Origin of the sequence: Streptomyces kanasensis, assembly GCF_043077165.1 — a bacterium.
Taxonomy (GTDB): domain Bacteria; phylum Actinomycetota; class Actinomycetes; order Streptomycetales; family Streptomycetaceae; genus Streptomyces; species Streptomyces changanensis.
Genome location: NZ_JBIBSF010000020.1, coordinates 1 through 15,912, shown reverse-complemented (window position 1 = coordinate 15,912; position 15,912 = coordinate 1). Strand labels below are relative to the sequence as shown.

21 protein-coding genes are annotated in these 15,912 nt (G+C 72.0%); 20 read left to right on the top strand and 1 reads right to left on the bottom strand.

Annotated elements, in window-relative coordinates:
• Positions 1-356 precede the first annotated feature (356 nt).
• A complete protein-coding gene (locus ACF053_RS29970; RefSeq protein WP_391956898.1) occupies positions 357-656 on the bottom strand; it encodes a hypothetical protein in 300 nt (99 codons plus the stop codon).
• Positions 657-1,005: 349 nt separating this feature from the next.
• Between ACF053_RS29970 and ACF053_RS29965 the strand changes: the two genes are divergently transcribed.
• From ACF053_RS29965 to ACF053_RS29870, 20 genes are all read left to right on the top strand, one after another.
• The gene (locus tag ACF053_RS29965) at positions 1,006-1,254 is read left to right on the top strand and encodes a hypothetical protein (RefSeq protein ID WP_391956897.1); all 249 of its coding nucleotides are present in this window, start codon (positions 1,006-1,008) and stop codon (positions 1,252-1,254) included.
• A complete protein-coding gene (locus tag ACF053_RS29960; protein ID WP_391956896.1) occupies positions 1,251-1,511 on the top strand; it encodes a hypothetical protein in 261 nt (86 codons plus the stop codon). The genes ACF053_RS29965 and ACF053_RS29960 overlap by 4 nt, the downstream gene beginning before the upstream one ends.
• Positions 1,508-1,684 (top strand): hypothetical protein, encoded by a 177-nt coding sequence (locus tag ACF053_RS29955; RefSeq protein ID WP_391956895.1) that lies wholly within the window; start codon positions 1,508-1,510, stop codon positions 1,682-1,684. The genes ACF053_RS29960 and ACF053_RS29955 overlap by 4 nt, the downstream gene beginning before the upstream one ends.
• Entirely contained in the window at positions 1,681-3,270 is a 1,590-nt protein-coding gene (locus ACF053_RS29950) for a DUF2637 domain-containing protein (protein WP_391956894.1), read from the top strand. The genes ACF053_RS29955 and ACF053_RS29950 overlap by 4 nt, the downstream gene beginning before the upstream one ends.
• The gene (locus ACF053_RS29945; protein ID WP_391956893.1) at positions 3,267-3,515 is read left to right on the top strand and encodes a hypothetical protein; all 249 of its coding nucleotides are present in this window, start codon (positions 3,267-3,269) and stop codon (positions 3,513-3,515) included. The genes ACF053_RS29950 and ACF053_RS29945 overlap by 4 nt, the downstream gene beginning before the upstream one ends.
• A gap of 100 nt (positions 3,516-3,615) precedes the next feature.
• Positions 3,616-5,886 (top strand): hypothetical protein, encoded by a 2,271-nt coding sequence (locus tag ACF053_RS29940; RefSeq protein ID WP_391956892.1) that lies wholly within the window; start codon positions 3,616-3,618, stop codon positions 5,884-5,886.
• 218 nt (positions 5,887-6,104) lie between these two features.
• Entirely contained in the window at positions 6,105-6,629 is a 525-nt protein-coding gene (locus tag ACF053_RS29935) for a hypothetical protein (protein WP_391956891.1), read from the top strand.
• 13 nt (positions 6,630-6,642) lie between these two features.
• Positions 6,643-7,299, top strand: coding sequence for a hypothetical protein (locus ACF053_RS29930; RefSeq protein WP_391956890.1), 657 nt, complete (start codon positions 6,643-6,645; stop codon positions 7,297-7,299).
• A 161-nt stretch (positions 7,300-7,460) separates the two neighbouring features.
• Positions 7,461-8,066, top strand: a complete 606-nt coding sequence (locus tag ACF053_RS29925; RefSeq protein WP_391956889.1) for a hypothetical protein — start codon at positions 7,461-7,463, stop codon at positions 8,064-8,066.
• Between the two features lie 70 nt (positions 8,067-8,136).
• On the top strand, positions 8,137-8,331 hold the full coding sequence (locus ACF053_RS29920) for a hypothetical protein (RefSeq protein WP_391956888.1): 195 nt from the start codon (positions 8,137-8,139) through the stop codon (positions 8,329-8,331).
• Positions 8,332-8,408: 77 nt separating this feature from the next.
• Positions 8,409-8,804 (top strand): RapZ C-terminal domain-containing protein, encoded by a 396-nt coding sequence (locus ACF053_RS29915; RefSeq protein WP_391956887.1) that lies wholly within the window; start codon positions 8,409-8,411, stop codon positions 8,802-8,804.
• A gap of 67 nt (positions 8,805-8,871) precedes the next feature.
• Entirely contained in the window at positions 8,872-9,696 is an 825-nt protein-coding gene (locus tag ACF053_RS29910) for a hypothetical protein (RefSeq protein ID WP_391956886.1), read from the top strand.
• A 279-nt stretch (positions 9,697-9,975) separates the two neighbouring features.
• On the top strand, positions 9,976-10,137 hold the full coding sequence (locus ACF053_RS29905; protein ID WP_391956885.1) for a hypothetical protein: 162 nt from the start codon (positions 9,976-9,978) through the stop codon (positions 10,135-10,137).
• Between the two features lie 80 nt (positions 10,138-10,217).
• Positions 10,218-10,823 carry a hypothetical protein gene (locus tag ACF053_RS29900; RefSeq protein ID WP_391956884.1) on the top strand — a complete coding sequence of 202 codons (606 nt, stop codon included), beginning with the start codon at positions 10,218-10,220 and terminating at the stop codon, positions 10,821-10,823.
• 91 nt (positions 10,824-10,914) lie between these two features.
• The gene (locus tag ACF053_RS29895; protein ID WP_391956883.1) at positions 10,915-11,286 is read left to right on the top strand and encodes a hypothetical protein; all 372 of its coding nucleotides are present in this window, start codon (positions 10,915-10,917) and stop codon (positions 11,284-11,286) included.
• An 80-nt stretch (positions 11,287-11,366) separates the two neighbouring features.
• The gene (locus tag ACF053_RS29890) at positions 11,367-12,065 is read left to right on the top strand and encodes a GGDEF domain-containing protein (RefSeq protein ID WP_391956882.1); all 699 of its coding nucleotides are present in this window, start codon (positions 11,367-11,369) and stop codon (positions 12,063-12,065) included.
• A 454-nt stretch (positions 12,066-12,519) separates the two neighbouring features.
• The gene (locus ACF053_RS29885) at positions 12,520-12,906 is read left to right on the top strand and encodes a hypothetical protein (protein WP_391956881.1); all 387 of its coding nucleotides are present in this window, start codon (positions 12,520-12,522) and stop codon (positions 12,904-12,906) included.
• A gap of 83 nt (positions 12,907-12,989) precedes the next feature.
• Positions 12,990-13,424: a DUF2742 domain-containing protein gene (locus ACF053_RS29880; protein WP_391956916.1), complete on the top strand. Its 435-nt coding sequence runs from the start codon at positions 12,990-12,992 to the stop codon at positions 13,422-13,424.
• A gap of 294 nt (positions 13,425-13,718) precedes the next feature.
• On the top strand, positions 13,719-14,477 hold the full coding sequence (locus ACF053_RS29875) for a hypothetical protein (protein WP_391956880.1): 759 nt from the start codon (positions 13,719-13,721) through the stop codon (positions 14,475-14,477).
• Between the two features lie 162 nt (positions 14,478-14,639).
• Positions 14,640-15,527: a hypothetical protein gene (locus tag ACF053_RS29870; protein WP_391956879.1), complete on the top strand. Its 888-nt coding sequence runs from the start codon at positions 14,640-14,642 to the stop codon at positions 15,525-15,527.
• Positions 15,528-15,912: the final 385 nt, after the last annotated feature.

Genomic DNA, 15,912 nt, shown 5'->3' with positions numbered 1-15,912 from the left:
GGGGGCATTGACTCTGGGCGAGTCGACTTGGTGGCCGTTCCGCTTCCGCGGGGCGGCCACCAGACTTTCAGCGGGGCGGAGCAAGGGGGCGTGGGCAGTCCGCGCTGGCCGGTTGTCTCCAGACGTTCGGCGTGACGCTGCTCGAAGGTTGCTGCGGCGGTATCGCCTGAAGCCGTACGCTCATCGAAAGCGCACCTCCCCGTGGTCAAGGTGAGGCCGCACTGCCGGGTTTCGACCTTCCGGCAGCGGACCGACAGGCCCGTAAGGGGCCTGTTGAGTTCGGGGAGGGTTGCCCCTGCCCCGATCATGTATCCGACCACACGCACCGTAACGGGTATGTAGCCGGACACGCGAAGTCATTGGCCGCCACCCTGTGTTGACTGTTCGTCGGTCGAAGCCGGGGTTCTGAGGGACATCAGCGCGTGCGAACGTAGTTCGTCCTCGGTGTTGCCGGCGAGCAGCTCCGGGTGAGTCGTGATGATGTCAATGGCCACACGGATCAGGGTGTTCTCCGTGATGCGTTCCGTCTTGGTGGTCCGGGCGTCCTGAAGGTCCCGGGCCAGGTCTGCGAGGTGCTGGTACTGATCTTTACGCAGCGGCACCCACTTGGGCCTGAGTGTGCTGGAAGGGTCGGCGTCGTTGGACGGCTGCGGCATCTCTCTCCCCTGAACCCTTGGGCTTCTTGACCTCAAGAGATTAGAGGTCCATGTCGGTTCGGCCGACCCGGCGCGTCGCTCGCGCACCGCGATTCCCCGTTTCACTGGCTGTTCTCCTTTGTGCGATGTCCTCGCAGCATAGACCCTTGAACTTCAAGGGTTCAAGGGCTAGTGTGTGAGTCGTAGGCGGAAGACGGCCGAGTTCGCAGAGCTAAGGCCCCCTCTGCCCGGACCGTCCGGAGGTGGCACTTCGGCGGTCCGCACCTCGAAAACCGCACCTAGAAGGGCCACACCTGTGTCCACGCACACCCATGTCTCCAGGCCCCCGTACGGGGCCGCGCTGCATGCGTTGTCCACTCTCACCGGCCAGCCGGAAGCCTTCTTCCTGGGCCCGGCCGACTCGACCCGCGGTGCCCGCATCGAGTTCGTCGCCACGCTGCTGCTGGACCTGGGCGACACCGACGCCCTTACCGCCCGCAGCCGCACCACCACGGCCCGCCCGGCCCTGCTCGCCCTTGTCGACGAGCTGGAGCACGCCGAGGACGCCGCCGCTGGCCTCGGCCTGGACGACGAGATCGCCGGGGGGTGGGCCGCGTGAAGTTCGACGCCCGCACCATCGAGGCGATCAACGCCTTCATCCGCCTGTTCCTCGTCCGCGTCGACGAGCTCCACACCGGCCTGTTCTTCCTGGTCGTTCCGCTGTTCGTCATCGTCGTCGGCGCGGCCGCGCTCGCCGTCGTCGTCATCGCGGCCGCCGTCTTTCTGGTCGCCGGTGCGTTCGGCGTGATCCTCATGGCCCGCCGCGGGATCAACGCCGCCGCCCACAGCGCGGCCGCTCGGGCGGTGACGACATGAGGAACCGCTGCACCCTCCCGCTGACCCGCGCGGCCCTGGACGCCCACCGCCTGGCCGACCGCGACGAGGCGCACGAGCTGGGCCGCTGCACCCAGGTCTACGCCAGCCAGAACCTGCCGAAGCCCCCCGTACGAGCCGCCACCCCCCGTGCTCAGGAGAACACCGCCCGATGACCATCACCGAACCCCGCACCGAGACCGACACCAATCCCCTGATGACCCGCACCGACCGCCGCCAGGTCGGGCGGGCCGCGGCCAAGGAGGCCGGAGCCCGTGCCAAGCAGGCCGAGGTCGCGGCCGAGAAGGACGAGAAGCTCGCCGAGCTCGACGTCGAGGACAAGAGCCTGGACATCGAGGAGAAGCGGCAGAGGGTCGAGCGCCGCCGCCGTCAGGCCGCCCGCGAGGAGAAGGCCCGCGTCCGCAAGGAGAAGGTCCAGAAGTGGAAGGCGCGCGGCAAGGCCCTGATCCACGCCCTGCCCGTGATCGTCGCGGTCACGGCCGTCGCCGCGCTGATCGTGGCGTCCGTGTGGATCGCGTGGCCGGCGCAGGCCGAGGCGATGCGCGAGGACCTGGGTGACCGGTCCTGGGTCGTCCCGGGCGTGGTCGAGGGGCTGACGTGGACCTCCGCGTCCCTGACCATCCTGGCCGTCCGGCGCGGGGCGCCGGCGGGCCGCTACCGGGTGATGACCGCGATCAGCGCGCTGATCGCGGCGACCCTGAACCTGCTGCACTCGCCCAGTCCCGAAGCCGGTCAGGTCAACGCCCTCGCGAGCCTCGCGGGTGTGCTCGCCTTCGAGCTGGTGGTCGGCCTGCTCCAGCACACCCAGAGCGGCCGGACGGCCGCCGAGGTTCGCGAGCAGCTCGCCCGGTGGATCGCGCACCCCCTGGTGTCGCTGACCGCCTGGCGCATCCGGGCCCCGTACCGCAAGACGATCACGGTCCAGAAGGCATGGGACCAGGCGTGGGAGTCGCACCACGGCGGCCAGCCCGGCACGACGGCCGCGCGGGTGCGGCGCCGGCGCCGGGCCGATGCCCGGATGGAGCGGGCGCGTTCCAAGGTGGGCCGCCGCCGGGTGCGTGAACTGAAGCGTTCCCTGGAGGCGGCCACCACCGAGGCGGCCATCGCGGAGAGTTCCGCCGAGGCGGCCCAGGCCCGTGCGGACGAGATGCGGGCCCGTGCCGAGGAGTTCCGGGACCGGGCCGAGAAGGAGAAGTTCAAGGCCGAGGCGCGGCTCAGTTCGCAGATGTACCGGGGGCTGCCGTGGGTGGGGGGCGAGTGGGTTCCCGTGCTCCCGCCGTCGACCGGTTCCGGGTACTTCGGTGAGCGTTCCGAGGACGCCAAAATCCAGTTCCCGTCTGGGGAGTCGGCCCCCCAGGCCCCCGCGCGGAACGGTGCCGACCAGGGTGAGCGAAACGCCCCGGCGCCCGCCCGGAACGCGGCGGCGTCGGCGGGCGGGAACGGCTCGAAGGCAGGAACGGAACGCGATCTGAGCGAGCACCTGGACAAGGCGTTCCGGGTCGCCCGGGAACTGGCGTACGCGGCCGCGACCGACACGCGGCGGCGGACCGGGAACGGCTTCTTCTCCCCCTACACCCTCGCCAAGCAGATCGGTGTCCGCCGCCAGGACGGGCCCGCGCTGCTGGCGCTGCTGGAGGCGCAGCCCGGGTTCGCCGAGGCGATGGCCGAGGAGATCGAGAAGGCCCGCGCGGCCCAGCAGGACACCGACCGGAGCGAGAAGGAACTGGAGCACACCGCATGAGCGGAACGACCCCGCGCAACCTGCCGCCGCTGCTGATCGTCGCGGCCCCCGCCGGGATCACGACGCTGTGGGTCCTGCCCGTTAACCACGGGTGGACCTGGCAGGAGGCAGGCATCGCGGCCGTCGTCGTCTTCGTCCTGGTCCTGCTGCTGTCCAAGGCGCCGGGCTGGCTCGCCAGCGGCGCCAAGAAGGCCGCGAGCAAGGCGAAGAAGAAGGCCAGCAAGAAGAAGGACGACGAGAAGTAACCCGCCCCCCAGCACCCCGAGCACGCCGCGGGGCCCGGCCGGAGAAGTTGACGCGACCCGGCCGGGCCCCCGTCCCCCACAGAGAGGAACACCGCCCATCATGACCCAGACCACCGACCACTCCGCACCGAGCGGACAGGTCCTTGACCTTACGGAGCGGCTGCCGCCCGAGGCCCGCGACCACCTGGAGCAGGCCGCCCGTGGCCAGGTCCGTGCGAGCGCCGCCGGCCTGGCCGACGCCCGCACCGGCACCATCAAGCTCTCCTCCGAGGTCGACGGCGAGCCCTTCGTCATCGAGCAGCTGGACGACGAGCCCCGCCGGGGCCTGAAGACGCTGGTCCCCGCCTCGCTCACCAACCCCGACGTGTGGCGCCACCGCGGCGAGGTCCTCGTCCACGCCGCCGGCTACCACGCCATGCACAGCCCGGTGTACGTGTGGCGGATCGCCAAGCTCTCGTCCCTCGGCCTGTACGCCGAGCTGAAGTCCGCCGCCGGGTACCTGCTGGTGACCGAGTACGGCGCGATGATCGACGAGGCCAAGCGGCAGGCGAGGAAGCAGGGGTACGCCGACAACAGCGACGTCGCCCAACTCCGCGCGGAGCGGAAGCAGATCGGCAAGGCCCGCCGCCGCGAGAACCTGACCATCCTGTCCGCCACCGGCTTCACCTCCTACACCGCCGCCGTCATCGGCATCGCCCAGGTGTGGGGTCTGGCCATGGCCTTCCCCGCCCTGATCCCGGTCATCGGTGTCATGTACGCGTGCGGCGCACGCGAGCTGCGCCGCCGTGGCGACGAGTACGTGGTCTTCGAGCCGGCCGCGCTCGACGAGGACGCCCCGCTGACCGATGCGCAGATCAACCGGGCGCTGCGGATCGCGGTCCCGTCGTTCAAGGAGGACGACGAGATCCAGCTGGTCGGCCTCATCCAGAAGGCCGACATCAACGCCTCGCAGTGCGTGTTCAAGCTGCCCGCGCACGTGACCGTCTCCAAGCTCATCGAGAAGCGCGAGGAGATCGCCGGCGCGCTCCAGGTCGATGAGAACTGGCTCGACATCAAGCAGGACAGCCACCCGACCCGGTGCAGCTTCTGGATCGCGACGTCCGACCCGTTCGACAAGGTGCGCCGGTCCCCGCTGCTGGGCCAGACCACCCCGCTGGACCTGTGGAACGACGGGGCGCCGATCGCCTACAACAAGCGCGGGGAGACCCGGCGCCTGACGATCCGCGACATCATGCTGCTGATCGGCGGGGCGACCCGGACCGGTAAGGGCATGGCGCTGCGGAACCTGATCTGCGCGCTGGCCCTGGACCCCAGGATCAACGTGCGCATCGTGGATGGGAAGCCCACCGGCGAGCACCTCGTCTACGCTCCGATCGCCGCGACGATGTTCGGCCGCGAGCGCAACCGGCTCGATCTCCTGCTCGACGCCTACGAGGCGGAGATCGAAAGGCGCGAGGACCTGCTGGCCTCGCTCGGCGAATCGAAGATGACGGCGAAGCTGCTCAAGCAGCTGAGCATCGAAATCCTCATCATCGACGAACTGGCGACCTACACCCGCAAGAACGTGCCGGGCGCGGCCGCGCGGCTTGCCCGGCTGGAGTTCCTTTCCAGCGTCGGCGCGGGCCTGGGCGTCCTGTTGGTGGTGGCCACCCAGCACCCGGAGGTCGACGTCATCCCCGCGGGCCTGCGCGGCAACATGACCGGCCGGTGGGCCCAGCGGACCGCCGACGCCGACGGCACGAACGCGATCCTGGGCAAGGGCGCCACCGGCCGGGGGATGCGGGCCCACGACATCCCCCGCGACAAGCGGGGCCTGGGCTGGCTGGACATGGACGGCATCGCCGAGGAGCTCGCCCGCTCCTTCCTCATCGACGAGGAGAACGCGGGGGAGGCGTCGGAGATCATCGCCGTCGGCGTCGAGCTGCGGCGGGCCGCCGGACGGCTGCCGGGGCAGTGGGAGGACCCGATCGAGGCGTACCTGGTCCAGATGACCGGGCTGTCCTCCGCCGCCGGCGGCCCCGGCGGACGGGGCAAGCCCGGACGCCCCGGGCAGGCCGCCGCCAACGCGACCGTGCTCGACGTCCTGCTCGACGCGTTCAAGGACGACGCCGACCGTCTGCCGCTCGCGGACGTGAGGGCGGTGTTCGCCGCCTGGAACCCCCGCAAGTGGGCCCAGGCAGAGGACGAGGACGACGCCACGTACGAGGGCCGGTTCGGCAAGGCGCTCGGCGCGCTGATCGACGAGCAGCTGGAGGGCACCGGCGTGGAGCTGGAGCCCAGGCGGTGGCGCGCGGGCGAGGGGCGGGTCCGCGGCTACCTCCTGGCGGACGTCGAGGCAGCCGTGGAGGCTGCCCGGAAGATCCGGAATTGACCCCTAGGTCAGGCCCTAGGCCGCCGGGCATCCGCGCAGGTCAGGGCCTGGCCCGGCCGTAGGACACCCGGCCCCGGTCCTGGGACGCGTCCCAGGACCGCCGGGCCGGTGTCCCGGGGGTGGCCACCCCCCTGACCTGCGGCGACGCCCCACGTCCCAGGTCGTGACCACCCCCCAAACCCCCATAAAACGATCTTCCCCAAGGAGCTTCCCCGATCGTGAACCACCCCGCCCGCACCGACCCGGAGACCGTTTACACGATCACCCAGGCCCCACAGGGTGCCGCATCCGTCGCGCCGTACGTCCCGGCCCGCTCCGCTCCGGCTGAGGCCCCGCTCCCGAGGGTCGAGCTGGTCACCCTCCCCGGCGGCGAGCAGCAGTGGGCCTACGTCCGCCACGAGACCGCTCCCGCCCCCGTCCGGCGCGGCTCCCAGCCGATCCCGGCCTGGGCCAAGACCGCCGCCCTGCTGATGTGGTCCGCCGCCGGAAGCGCCGCGCTCGCCGCGTACGGCCTGTCGCTGGTCGGCCCCTGGCTGGAGGCTCTGGCCTACGCGCTCATGGCCTTCGCCGTGGCGGTCACCGTCGCCGCCTTCGTCGTTCGCGGCCTCTTCTCCGGCCTCCGCCGTCGCGGGGGCGGCGGAAGCACCACCGCCGAGGCCACCGCGACCGCCACCGTCCGCACGGTCCTCGGAGGCAAGGTCACCGCCACCGCCACCGCCACCGCCACCGCCCAGAGCAAGTAAGGAGTCCATCCGCATGACCGCACCCTCACTGACCATCCGAGGCCCCCTCAGCCTCGACGGAGCCCCCATCCGCTGCCCCGGCCGGGAGAACGCCCCGGCCCCGCGCCGCCTGAACCTGCTGGTGACCGGCACGACCGTCATGGCGTCCTGCGGGGAAAAGCACCGGGGAAAGGACGGGGGCGGAAAGGCGAAATGCTTCTTCGCCGTCGAGGTGATGACCCCGGCCATGGTGAAGTCCATTGCCGAGAACTTCGAGCCCAACAAGCGCTTCCGGGTAAACCTGCCCGGGGGCAAGGCCCTGGAAGGCAGGCGCGGACCGGCGGTCAAGGCCGCGCCCGCCGGGGGCGGCACCGCCTCCTCCGCGTTCGCCGCGAAGAAGGCCGCGGCCCGGGGCGGAAAGCAGCCCGTCGCCCGGCGCGGCGGCGGGGGCCTGGTCGCCGCGCTCAACACCGTCACGGCGGTGGCCGGCACTGCCACGGCGGCCGTCAACGCGGTCGGCGCCGCCGCCAACGCGGTGGGTGCGACCGCCAACGCCGCAGGCAAGGGCTTCGACATGGGGCGCGAGGGCCTGAAGACCGGGCAGGCCGCCATCACGGCCGCCGACAACGCCGGAGCCCGCAGCTTCGCCCGCGAGAACCGCAGGTCGGACAGCGGCGACAACGCCGAGTGAGTCCGTGGGGCCGGGCCAGGCCCCACGGGCGCACCCCCGAAGTTCTCCCCGGCGGTTGCCACCCCTTGCCAATCCGGCTCGAAGCTAGTATTATTCTGACTGTTGGAAAGGGGTGGCACCCCGACCGGCACCACCACTCGAAACCCGTCCCGGAGGCATCCGTGCGTATCCGACCCATCCTGAAGAACCGCCAGTGCACGCAGTGCGAGACCTTCAACAACCCGCTCCGCCTGGCCTGCATGATCTGCCGGGCGCCGATGGGCGGCGTCTCCCGCCACCAGGCCCGTACCTCCGCCGCCGTGCGCCGGGTGGCCGACCTGGTCGAGGCCGTCGGCCGCTGGGCGCTCCTGGGCCTCGCGCTCTTCGCCATCGTCCGACGGGGAAGCGCGCTGGACCTGTACGACCTGATCCCCGCTCTGGCCGCCTACGGCGCGGCGCAGTTCGTCGCGCTCCTCCTGGAGGACGTCGCCGAATTCGCCGCCCCCGGCCCCACCTGGTGCGAGGCCGCCGAGGACCTGCGCGAGGTCGAGAAGAAGCTGGCCACCAGCGAAAGCCGGGTCTCCGCCGTCGACGAGCTCAACCGCTTCGGCGGGGTCGCCCCGGTCATCGGCATCCTGCACGCCCTCGCCGCCCGCGCCATGTACGAGAAGGAGGCGGCCGAGGAGGCGGGAGACGTCCAGGACGCCCTCGCGCAGGAGCGGCTGGAGCAGGCCCTGAAGACCGCCGCCCGCGAGATGAACGCGGACATGGAAGCCGCCTGGTACTGACGGCTGCCCGCGGTCCCGGCGCGCCTGCAGCGCCGGGGCCAAGGGGAGCCGGGCAGTCTCACCCGCTTCCATGCCCATCACCCAAGGAGACCCGCCCCATGGCGTCGTCACCGCCACCTCCCGCACCGGCCAGAAGGTCAACGCCGTCACCGGCGGACCGAGCGACCAGAAGGCCATCTACAGCGACCAGGAGCTGAGCGACTTCAAGGCGGCCGCCGCCGCCGACCCGCGCGACCTGGAGGTCATGGTCCGCCCCCTGGACTGACACCAGCCCCACCGAGGCGGCAGACGGCACCGCCGCCCGGCCCTCTCGAAACCCGACACGAAGAAGGACATCACCCCGTGATCCGAGTCATCTCCTTCGGCTACGGCCACGGCGAGCCCCCGGCCGCCGAAGTCACCTACGACCTGCGCGAACTGCTGCACAACCCCTTCCACGACCCCGAGCTGAAGAACCTCACCGGCCTTGACCCGGCCGTGTACGAGCACGTCATGGACACCCCGGGCGCCGAGCCCCTCGCCCAAGCCGCCGCCTACCTCGCTGTCGGCCTCAACGAGACCACCGGCGCCGACATCACCGTTGCCTTCGGGTGTGTCGGCGGCCGGCACCGCTCGGTCGGACTTGCCCGCCGCGTCGGGGAGATCACCCAGCTCACCAACCGGCCCGTCACCGTCGAGCACCGCGATGTCGACAAGCCCCTGCTGCCGCCCGGCGCCCACCGCGCACGGACCGCCTGACCACCCCACCCCACCGCCGCCGGGCGGCGACACCGCCGCCCGGCACCACAGAGAGAGACCACCAGACATGACGCAGCTCGCCCACCGCGACAGCACCCCCGAGCGCTCGTTCACCTCGACCGGCGGATACGCCGGGCCCGTCCTCGCAGACGTCACCTGCCCGACCGGCGTCGTGTACGTCACCGCCGACCGGTCCGCCGAGGTCGCCGCCGTCCGCATCCTCACGCAGGACGGCCCCGACAGCCCCGCCGCCGAGGCGGTCCGCGGGGCCACCATCACGCAGGACGCCGAGCGCTTGGTCGTCGTCGTGCCGGACGTCCCGCACGGCGCCGGCGGATTCGGGAACGCCTCGTTCACCTCGTTCGGCGGCGGGTCGACGTACGTCAACGGCGTGCGCTTCGACGGCCCGGTGTCCGTCGTCAACGGCCGGGTGATCATCGGCGGCGGCGCGGTGAACATGACGAACGGCGTTGAGGTGCACATCACCGTGCCCGCCGGGTCCGGTGTCCGCTACCGGTCCGAGAACGGCAGTCTCCACACGTACGGCCCTGTCGCCGCCATGGAGGCGCGGACCACCAACGGCAGCGTCAGGGCCGAGCAGGTCGGCCGCCTCAAGGCTCGCGCGAGCAATGGCTCGGTCAAGGCCGGCACCGTCACCGAGTGGCTCGACGCCGAGAGCGACAACGGCTCGGTCAAGGTCGAGGACTACGCCGGGTCCGCCTGCCGCGTCCGCGCCGGCAACGGCTCGGTCGCGCTCACCGTGGCGCGCGGCGCGTCCGGCCGCATCGAGGCCCGCGCGGGCAACGGCAGCGTCAAGCTCTACGGCGTGCGCGGCCGGACCGACCTCGACGTCGACGCCACCGCCGGTAACGGCACCGTCCGGAAGTGCTGACCACCCCGGGCGGCCGCCGCACGGCCGGCCGGAGAGGAACCCGCCATGCCCCGGTGAACTCACCGCGCAGTGGCTGGAGGGGAGTCTCGCGACCCTGCCGGGACGCCGTGCTGTGGCCCGCCCTGACCAAGGCGCTCAGCTCGACCCCGTGACCTCCCGAACGGCGAGACGCACACCACCCCTTGTGCAACCGGTATCAAGCTGGTAATGTTCTCAATGTTGGAAGGGGGTGGCACCCCGACCGGCACCACCACTCGAAACCCGATACCGGAGGCATCCGTGTCCCAGTCCGAGACCGTCAAGCAGCTCCAGGCCGAGGCCCGCGCCGCCTACAAGGCGCACAACACGCCGGAGACGGCGGCGGCCGCCCGCATCCAGCGCGGCCAGGCGCAGGCCAACGGCAACGTCACCGGTGGTACGCCGCGCGGCTCCCGCCGCTGAATCCGCCCTGACCCTGCCCCGGGGCGGACCGCCCAGACCGGCGGCCGCCCCGGGCCCGACCCCCGTACGGAGCTGTAGAGATGACGACCTGCCCGACCCACCAGACCAGCACCCCGCCGCCGCCCTCGGTGCCGCACAGCACCACGCCCGACGGCTTCGTGTGCAAGGGCTGCGCCGCCGCCGCGGGCAGCGAGGCCCTGCGCCGGAACCACCACTGCCCGTGCTGTGGCGAGCGGTTCGCGAGCGGCTGCACCGGCCAGCCGCGCCGCCGCACCTGCCACCGCTGCGGCACCCTTGACACCCACACGGACCAGTGGCTTCCGCCGACCGACCCGATGCTGGAGCTGCTGGGCGAGAACTACACCTTCAGCCCCTGGTTCCGGGCCTGGGAGGCGGCGGGCCTGCGCTTCGGCCGCGACGTCGCCCATCACCTGGTCCAGGTGACCACCGAGATCGACCAGACGCACCTGTACGGGGAGATCGTCTTTCGCGGGTCCGTGCTCGCGATCCGGTACGGCGAGCGCGGGTTCGCGGCGGCGAGCCCCTGCCCGGTCACCGAGTGCCGCCGGGGCCGGGTGTGGACTCCGGTTCGCCACCGCGAGGACCTGCTGAACGTCCGCCTCAACGGCCCCGGCCCCGACGCCTCCAAATGCGACCGCAGCGCTCGGCGCACCCGGCACAGCTGACTGCGCCCGTGCTGCCCGGCCCCGACCGGTCCGGACAGCGCGGGCGGAGCCGGACCGCCCGGACCGCGAGACCGCAGAACGGAGACACACCTTGTCCAGCCACACCCTGACCCCGCTCGGCGGAGCTCCCGCCGGCCGCACCGTCCGCGTCGGATGGGACGCCCCGCTCGCCAGCTTCTTCGCCGTCGCCTGGGACGAGCCCGACGACGAGGCCGCCGAGGCCGACCACCTGGTCTTCGCGGGCGCCGCGCCGTACGACATCAGCGACCCGGCCACCGTGCTGGAGCTTGTGACCCCGTACGCCGTGATCCCCGAGGGTCTGCGTGAGGAGCTGTTGGCCGACCGCGACCGCGAGGGCGACCGCTTCCGGGGCCGTCCCGCCGCCGACCTGGTCGGCATCGCCGCCCTCCCGTTCGCCCGCAGCACCCGGCAGGCCGACGCGATCCGCGCCGCCCTGCGCTGACTTCGCCCACCGGGGCGGCGGATGGCACCGCCGCCCCGGGCCCCTCGAAACCCGAACCGTTGAAAGGAACCTCCTCCACCATGCAGCCCGCCATACGCACCGGCGCCCTGCTCGACCGTGTCCGCGCCGACCTCGGCCGCCCGGACGTCAGCCCCCAGGAGCTGCGGACCGCCCTCGCTGCGGTTGTGCCCGCCGCCGAGGAGCTGCTGGCCCAGGTGGCCGACCTCCAGGGCCAGCTCGCCCAGGCCCGCACATGCCCGGTCACCGGCCTGCCCACCCGGTCCGCCTGGACCGCGCAGGCTCAGGAGGTTCTGGCGGCGGGCCCCGCGGCCGTCCTCCTCGCGGACCTCGATGCGTTCAAGCCGGTCAACGACCGCTTCGGCCATGCGGCGGGCGACGCCGTCCTCGCGGCCGTCGGTGCCCGACTGGCGGAGTGGGCCGCCGCCGAGGGGGCCGTAGCCGGACGGCTCGGGGGCGACGAGTTCGCCGTGGCCCTTCCCGACGGTCCCGGCCTGTCCGCTCGCGTCGACCGGCTGCACGCCCTGCTTACCGCCCCCATCGCCTACCGCGACCTGATCCTGACCGTCGGCGCCTCCATCGGCACCGCCCGCACCGCCGGCCTCCCCCAAGCCACCGTGTCCGCCGCGCTCAAGCAGGCCGACGCCGCGATGTACCAGGTCAAGGGCCGCGGCCGCCGCGGCCGCCGCCTCGCGGGGATCGTGCTGCTGCGCACCCCTGCTCTCCTCGCCCGTGTCCTGCCCCTCCGAAAGGCAGCCTGATGACCCAGGCTCGACGACAGCCCATGCGTTCGCTGCGACTCCTGACCGGCAGGCCCCACCCAGAGAGGAACTTCATGACCGAGACCATCCCCACCGGACAACGCTGCTGGTCGGTGAGCTGGCCGGAGTACACGCCCGTGGACATCACGCCCCCCGAGCTGCGGCCGTCGGCACTGGCCCGCTGACCGTTTCGGCTGCGGCCCGCACCTTCCCCCAGGGAGGTGCGGGCCGCTTACACGTCCGACCCTCGGGAGGTGCCAGCACCGGAGCCCTGCACACTGCCGGCGCCATGAAAACACCTGGTCAGATACCTTTTCACCCTTCCAGGATCAGGTCTAAAAGTGGTAATGTTCTTTTTGCTGGAAGGGGCGGCACCCTGACCGGCGCCACCACTCGGAACCCCTTGGAGGACCCCTTGACCCACGCTCGCCGTGCCCGTACCGCCATCGCCGCAATGCTCCATCATCCGGAAGCCACCCGCAGGCCCGTCCCGTCCGTCAAGGCCGCCCGCGCGGCCCTGCGTCCCCTGGGTGCCCTCTCCCGCGAGGCCCGCGACCGCGAGGGCGCGACCACCGCGCGGGAGCTGGTGGCCATCGCCGTCCGCGACGCGCTCGCCGACGCGTTCCACCTCGGGCGCACCTACGCGCTCAGCCCCCAGGACCTGGAGCAGCTCCACATCGTCCGCCTCTCGGGGCGCCCCTTCCCCGCCGGGACCACGGACCGCGCCGCGGCGCTCGCCTGCTACGTCGGCAACCTCCGACGCCTCGCCGATGCGTATGGGTTGAGCGAGGACCACCTGGTCGACGACGCGGAGGAGGTCTACAAGCACGAGATCGCGTGACCGCCCGGCCGGGGCGGCGGATGGCACCGCCGCCCCGGCCTCCCACTCGAAACCCGACGCCGGAGGAGAAGCCCGTGAACACCATGACCGCCGACGCCCCGCAGCTGTGGGCCGAGCAGCAGGTCACTACGCTCGCCGAAGGCGCGTGGGACTGGACCGTCCCCCCGTACGGATCGCTCGCATGGAGCCAACTCCCGCCCAACGACCCCCGCCGGTACGCCGCCGTCATCGAGGCCGCCGAGCAGTGGCGGCGCCAGGTTGCCGAGGAGGAGCGCCTGGACCAGCTGGCCGACGACGACCCCGCTGCCTGGTACGCGGAGGTGACCGCCGGGGCGAACGACGAAGCCCGACGCCTGGCCGGCCGCCTCGCCCGGATGCGGACCCTCGCCGAACTGGACGCCGCCCGCACCCACCGCCCGCCTCGGCAGCTGCGGGCCACCCCCGGCTGGCCCCCGGTCGCCATTCCCGGCAAGCCGGGCCGGTACCTGTATCCCGCCCCGTGCGCGATGGCCGCGTGAAGCGGCGCACGCCCGGCCGTTCCATGGGGCGGCAGTCCGGAGCGGTCAACGTCGAGCCGTCCGCCGGGCGCGGCCTGTCGCGAGCGACTTCGAAAAGCGGCTGGCAAGGAAGAGGGGCGGCCCGGCTGGACGGGGGCGCGCGGGCCGCCCTCGGCCTTGGAAAACCCCTGCTCATGGCCTATTTCTGCTAGGCGATCCGGATCAAGACTGGTAATATTGAGACTGTTGGAAAGGGGTGGCACCCCGACCGGCAACACCACTCGAAACCCAAAACCGAGAGATGGAGCGCCCCCTATGGCCAAGTCCAAGGCGTCGAAGACTCGCAACCGCATTGACGCCCTGCGGGCGGTGATCGACAAGGAGTGCACCGCGCCTACCTGCCAGGAGTCGGGCACCTGCCGCCACGAGGGCGAAAAGGACGCCGCCCGCCACGTGCTCGGCCGCCTCCTGGAGAAGCTGAAGGAAGCCGCCGGGGACGAGCGCGAAGAGCGCGCGCAGATGTGGGCCGAAATCTACGAGCGCGGCTACGACGCGAACGGCAGCACCTACAGCACGGGCGCGAAGTACCGGGCCGGGCAGTCGATGAAGGAGCGGGCCGCAGGCATCCGCGCGGACATCAAGATGGCGCGCAAGGCCGGCCAGACCCCCCTCGTCCAGGAGGGAACGGGGCTGGTGTCTCAGGCGCTGGAGACCTACCGGTTCGACCCCATCGGGGAGGCTCCCGCGCAGATCAAGTTCCGAGTCCGCATCGGCCCCGGCTATGGCTCCATCCACATTGGCATCGACAACATCCCCCAGGAATGGGGGTGGACCGCCGAAGAGGTTGCCGACTACAAGGGCAAGAAGGTCACCCGGTGGCGCCGCACGCAGGCCCTGAAGGATCTTGAGGCAGAGCTGAAGTCGATCGGGGAGGCGTACAACGCCGATCACGGCTCCAACCTCTACACGGATGTTTCGAGGAAGGCGTTCTACGTGTTCGTCGAGTCCGACGACCCTGAGACGCTCGCCCGGTGTGCCGAGTACGAGCGCAAGCATCGGGAGCGTCGCGGCTGATACGCCCGACCCCGCCCCGTCGTCCACTCGGCGGGGCGGGAGCGGGGGGCGCTCTTTCCGCTAGGCGATTAGGGTCTAAAGTGGTAATATTGAGCTTGTTGGAAGGGGGTGGCGCCCCGGACAACGAGACCCCCTCGAAACCCACACCGGAGGACACGGAACATGACCGACATCAAGACGCGATACCGCTACGGCAAGCCGGACGGCGACGGCCGCACCCCGGTCTACGTCGACGGCGCGGACGAACCGGCCGGGCACGTATGGAAGCGCGGTCGGGGCTCTCTCCCTTGGTGGTCTGAGGGCTGCGGGGACAGTGGGGCCGTGTACTACCACAGCAGCAAGCGCGCGGCCGCTGAACAACTGGTGCGCATGGTCGACGTCCGCGCTCAGGTTGACCGCATCATCACGGGCCGCCGCGCCCGCCACACGCAGGCCCCGACCGGATGGCGGTTCGCCAGCTGGACCGAGATCGAGCGCGAGGGATACCGCCAGGTCCGCCCCGTGCACCGCGCCCCGTACGTCTACGGCGACCAGGGGGAGCGCTACCCCGACACCTTCGCCGACCAGCCCGTAACCCTGACCCGGGTCACGACCCTGCACAACGGCTGTGTCGTGGTGTCCGGCACCGAGCCCGGTGACCGGCCCCCGTACGTCCTGCTGATGGACCCCGCCCACGTAGCGCTCGGGGCCCTGGTGCGCGAGCAGGAGCCGCGCTACATCGCCCCGGGTGAGTGCATGGGGTGCGAGCAGGACGGACCGCTGTACCAGGCCGGAACCCGGCTCGGCTGCGCCACCTGCACGGCGGCCGACCTCGGTGTCTCCGCGGCGGACCTGCCCGCCGCCGTCGACGACGATGGCGCCGTGTGGTGGTCGGTGGGCGACACCGTACGACGCAAGGGCGAGATCCCCGACGAGGACGCCGAGCCCGAGACCGGCCGTGTGACCGAGATCGATACCTTCATCGCGGAGCGGACCCGCCGGATCGCCGTCGACTTTGGTGACCGCTGGCCCGTCCGCTGGCAGCCGGCCGGACTCGCCCCCGTCTCGTAGCACCACCGCACCGCCCGGGGCGGCGCATGGCCGCGCCGCCCCGGCCCCTCGAAGCCCGACACCGACCCGAAAGAGGACCATGAACACCGCCGTCGGGGGGGCTTCCCGTCAACCTCCGGAAAGGGCGCACCCGGTACTGGTTCGTCCGCTGGGGCCGAGCTGGCTGGCACTAAGCCACGCGGAGGGGCGGAAGCGACCAGCTTCCGCCCCTCCGTGCTGTTCGGAGAGGGCAGGGCGCCGACAGGCTGCCGAGGGCCGGTGAAGTGCGCAGGCAGCGGTGTGTCCTCCGCGTGGGCGCCGGCTTCGCCGCGGGGGCCGGGCGGGTGCGCGGCGTCGTGCTCCGGCACCCGGCCTTCGGCCGGGTTGCGAGGGGCGCTTTGGCGCC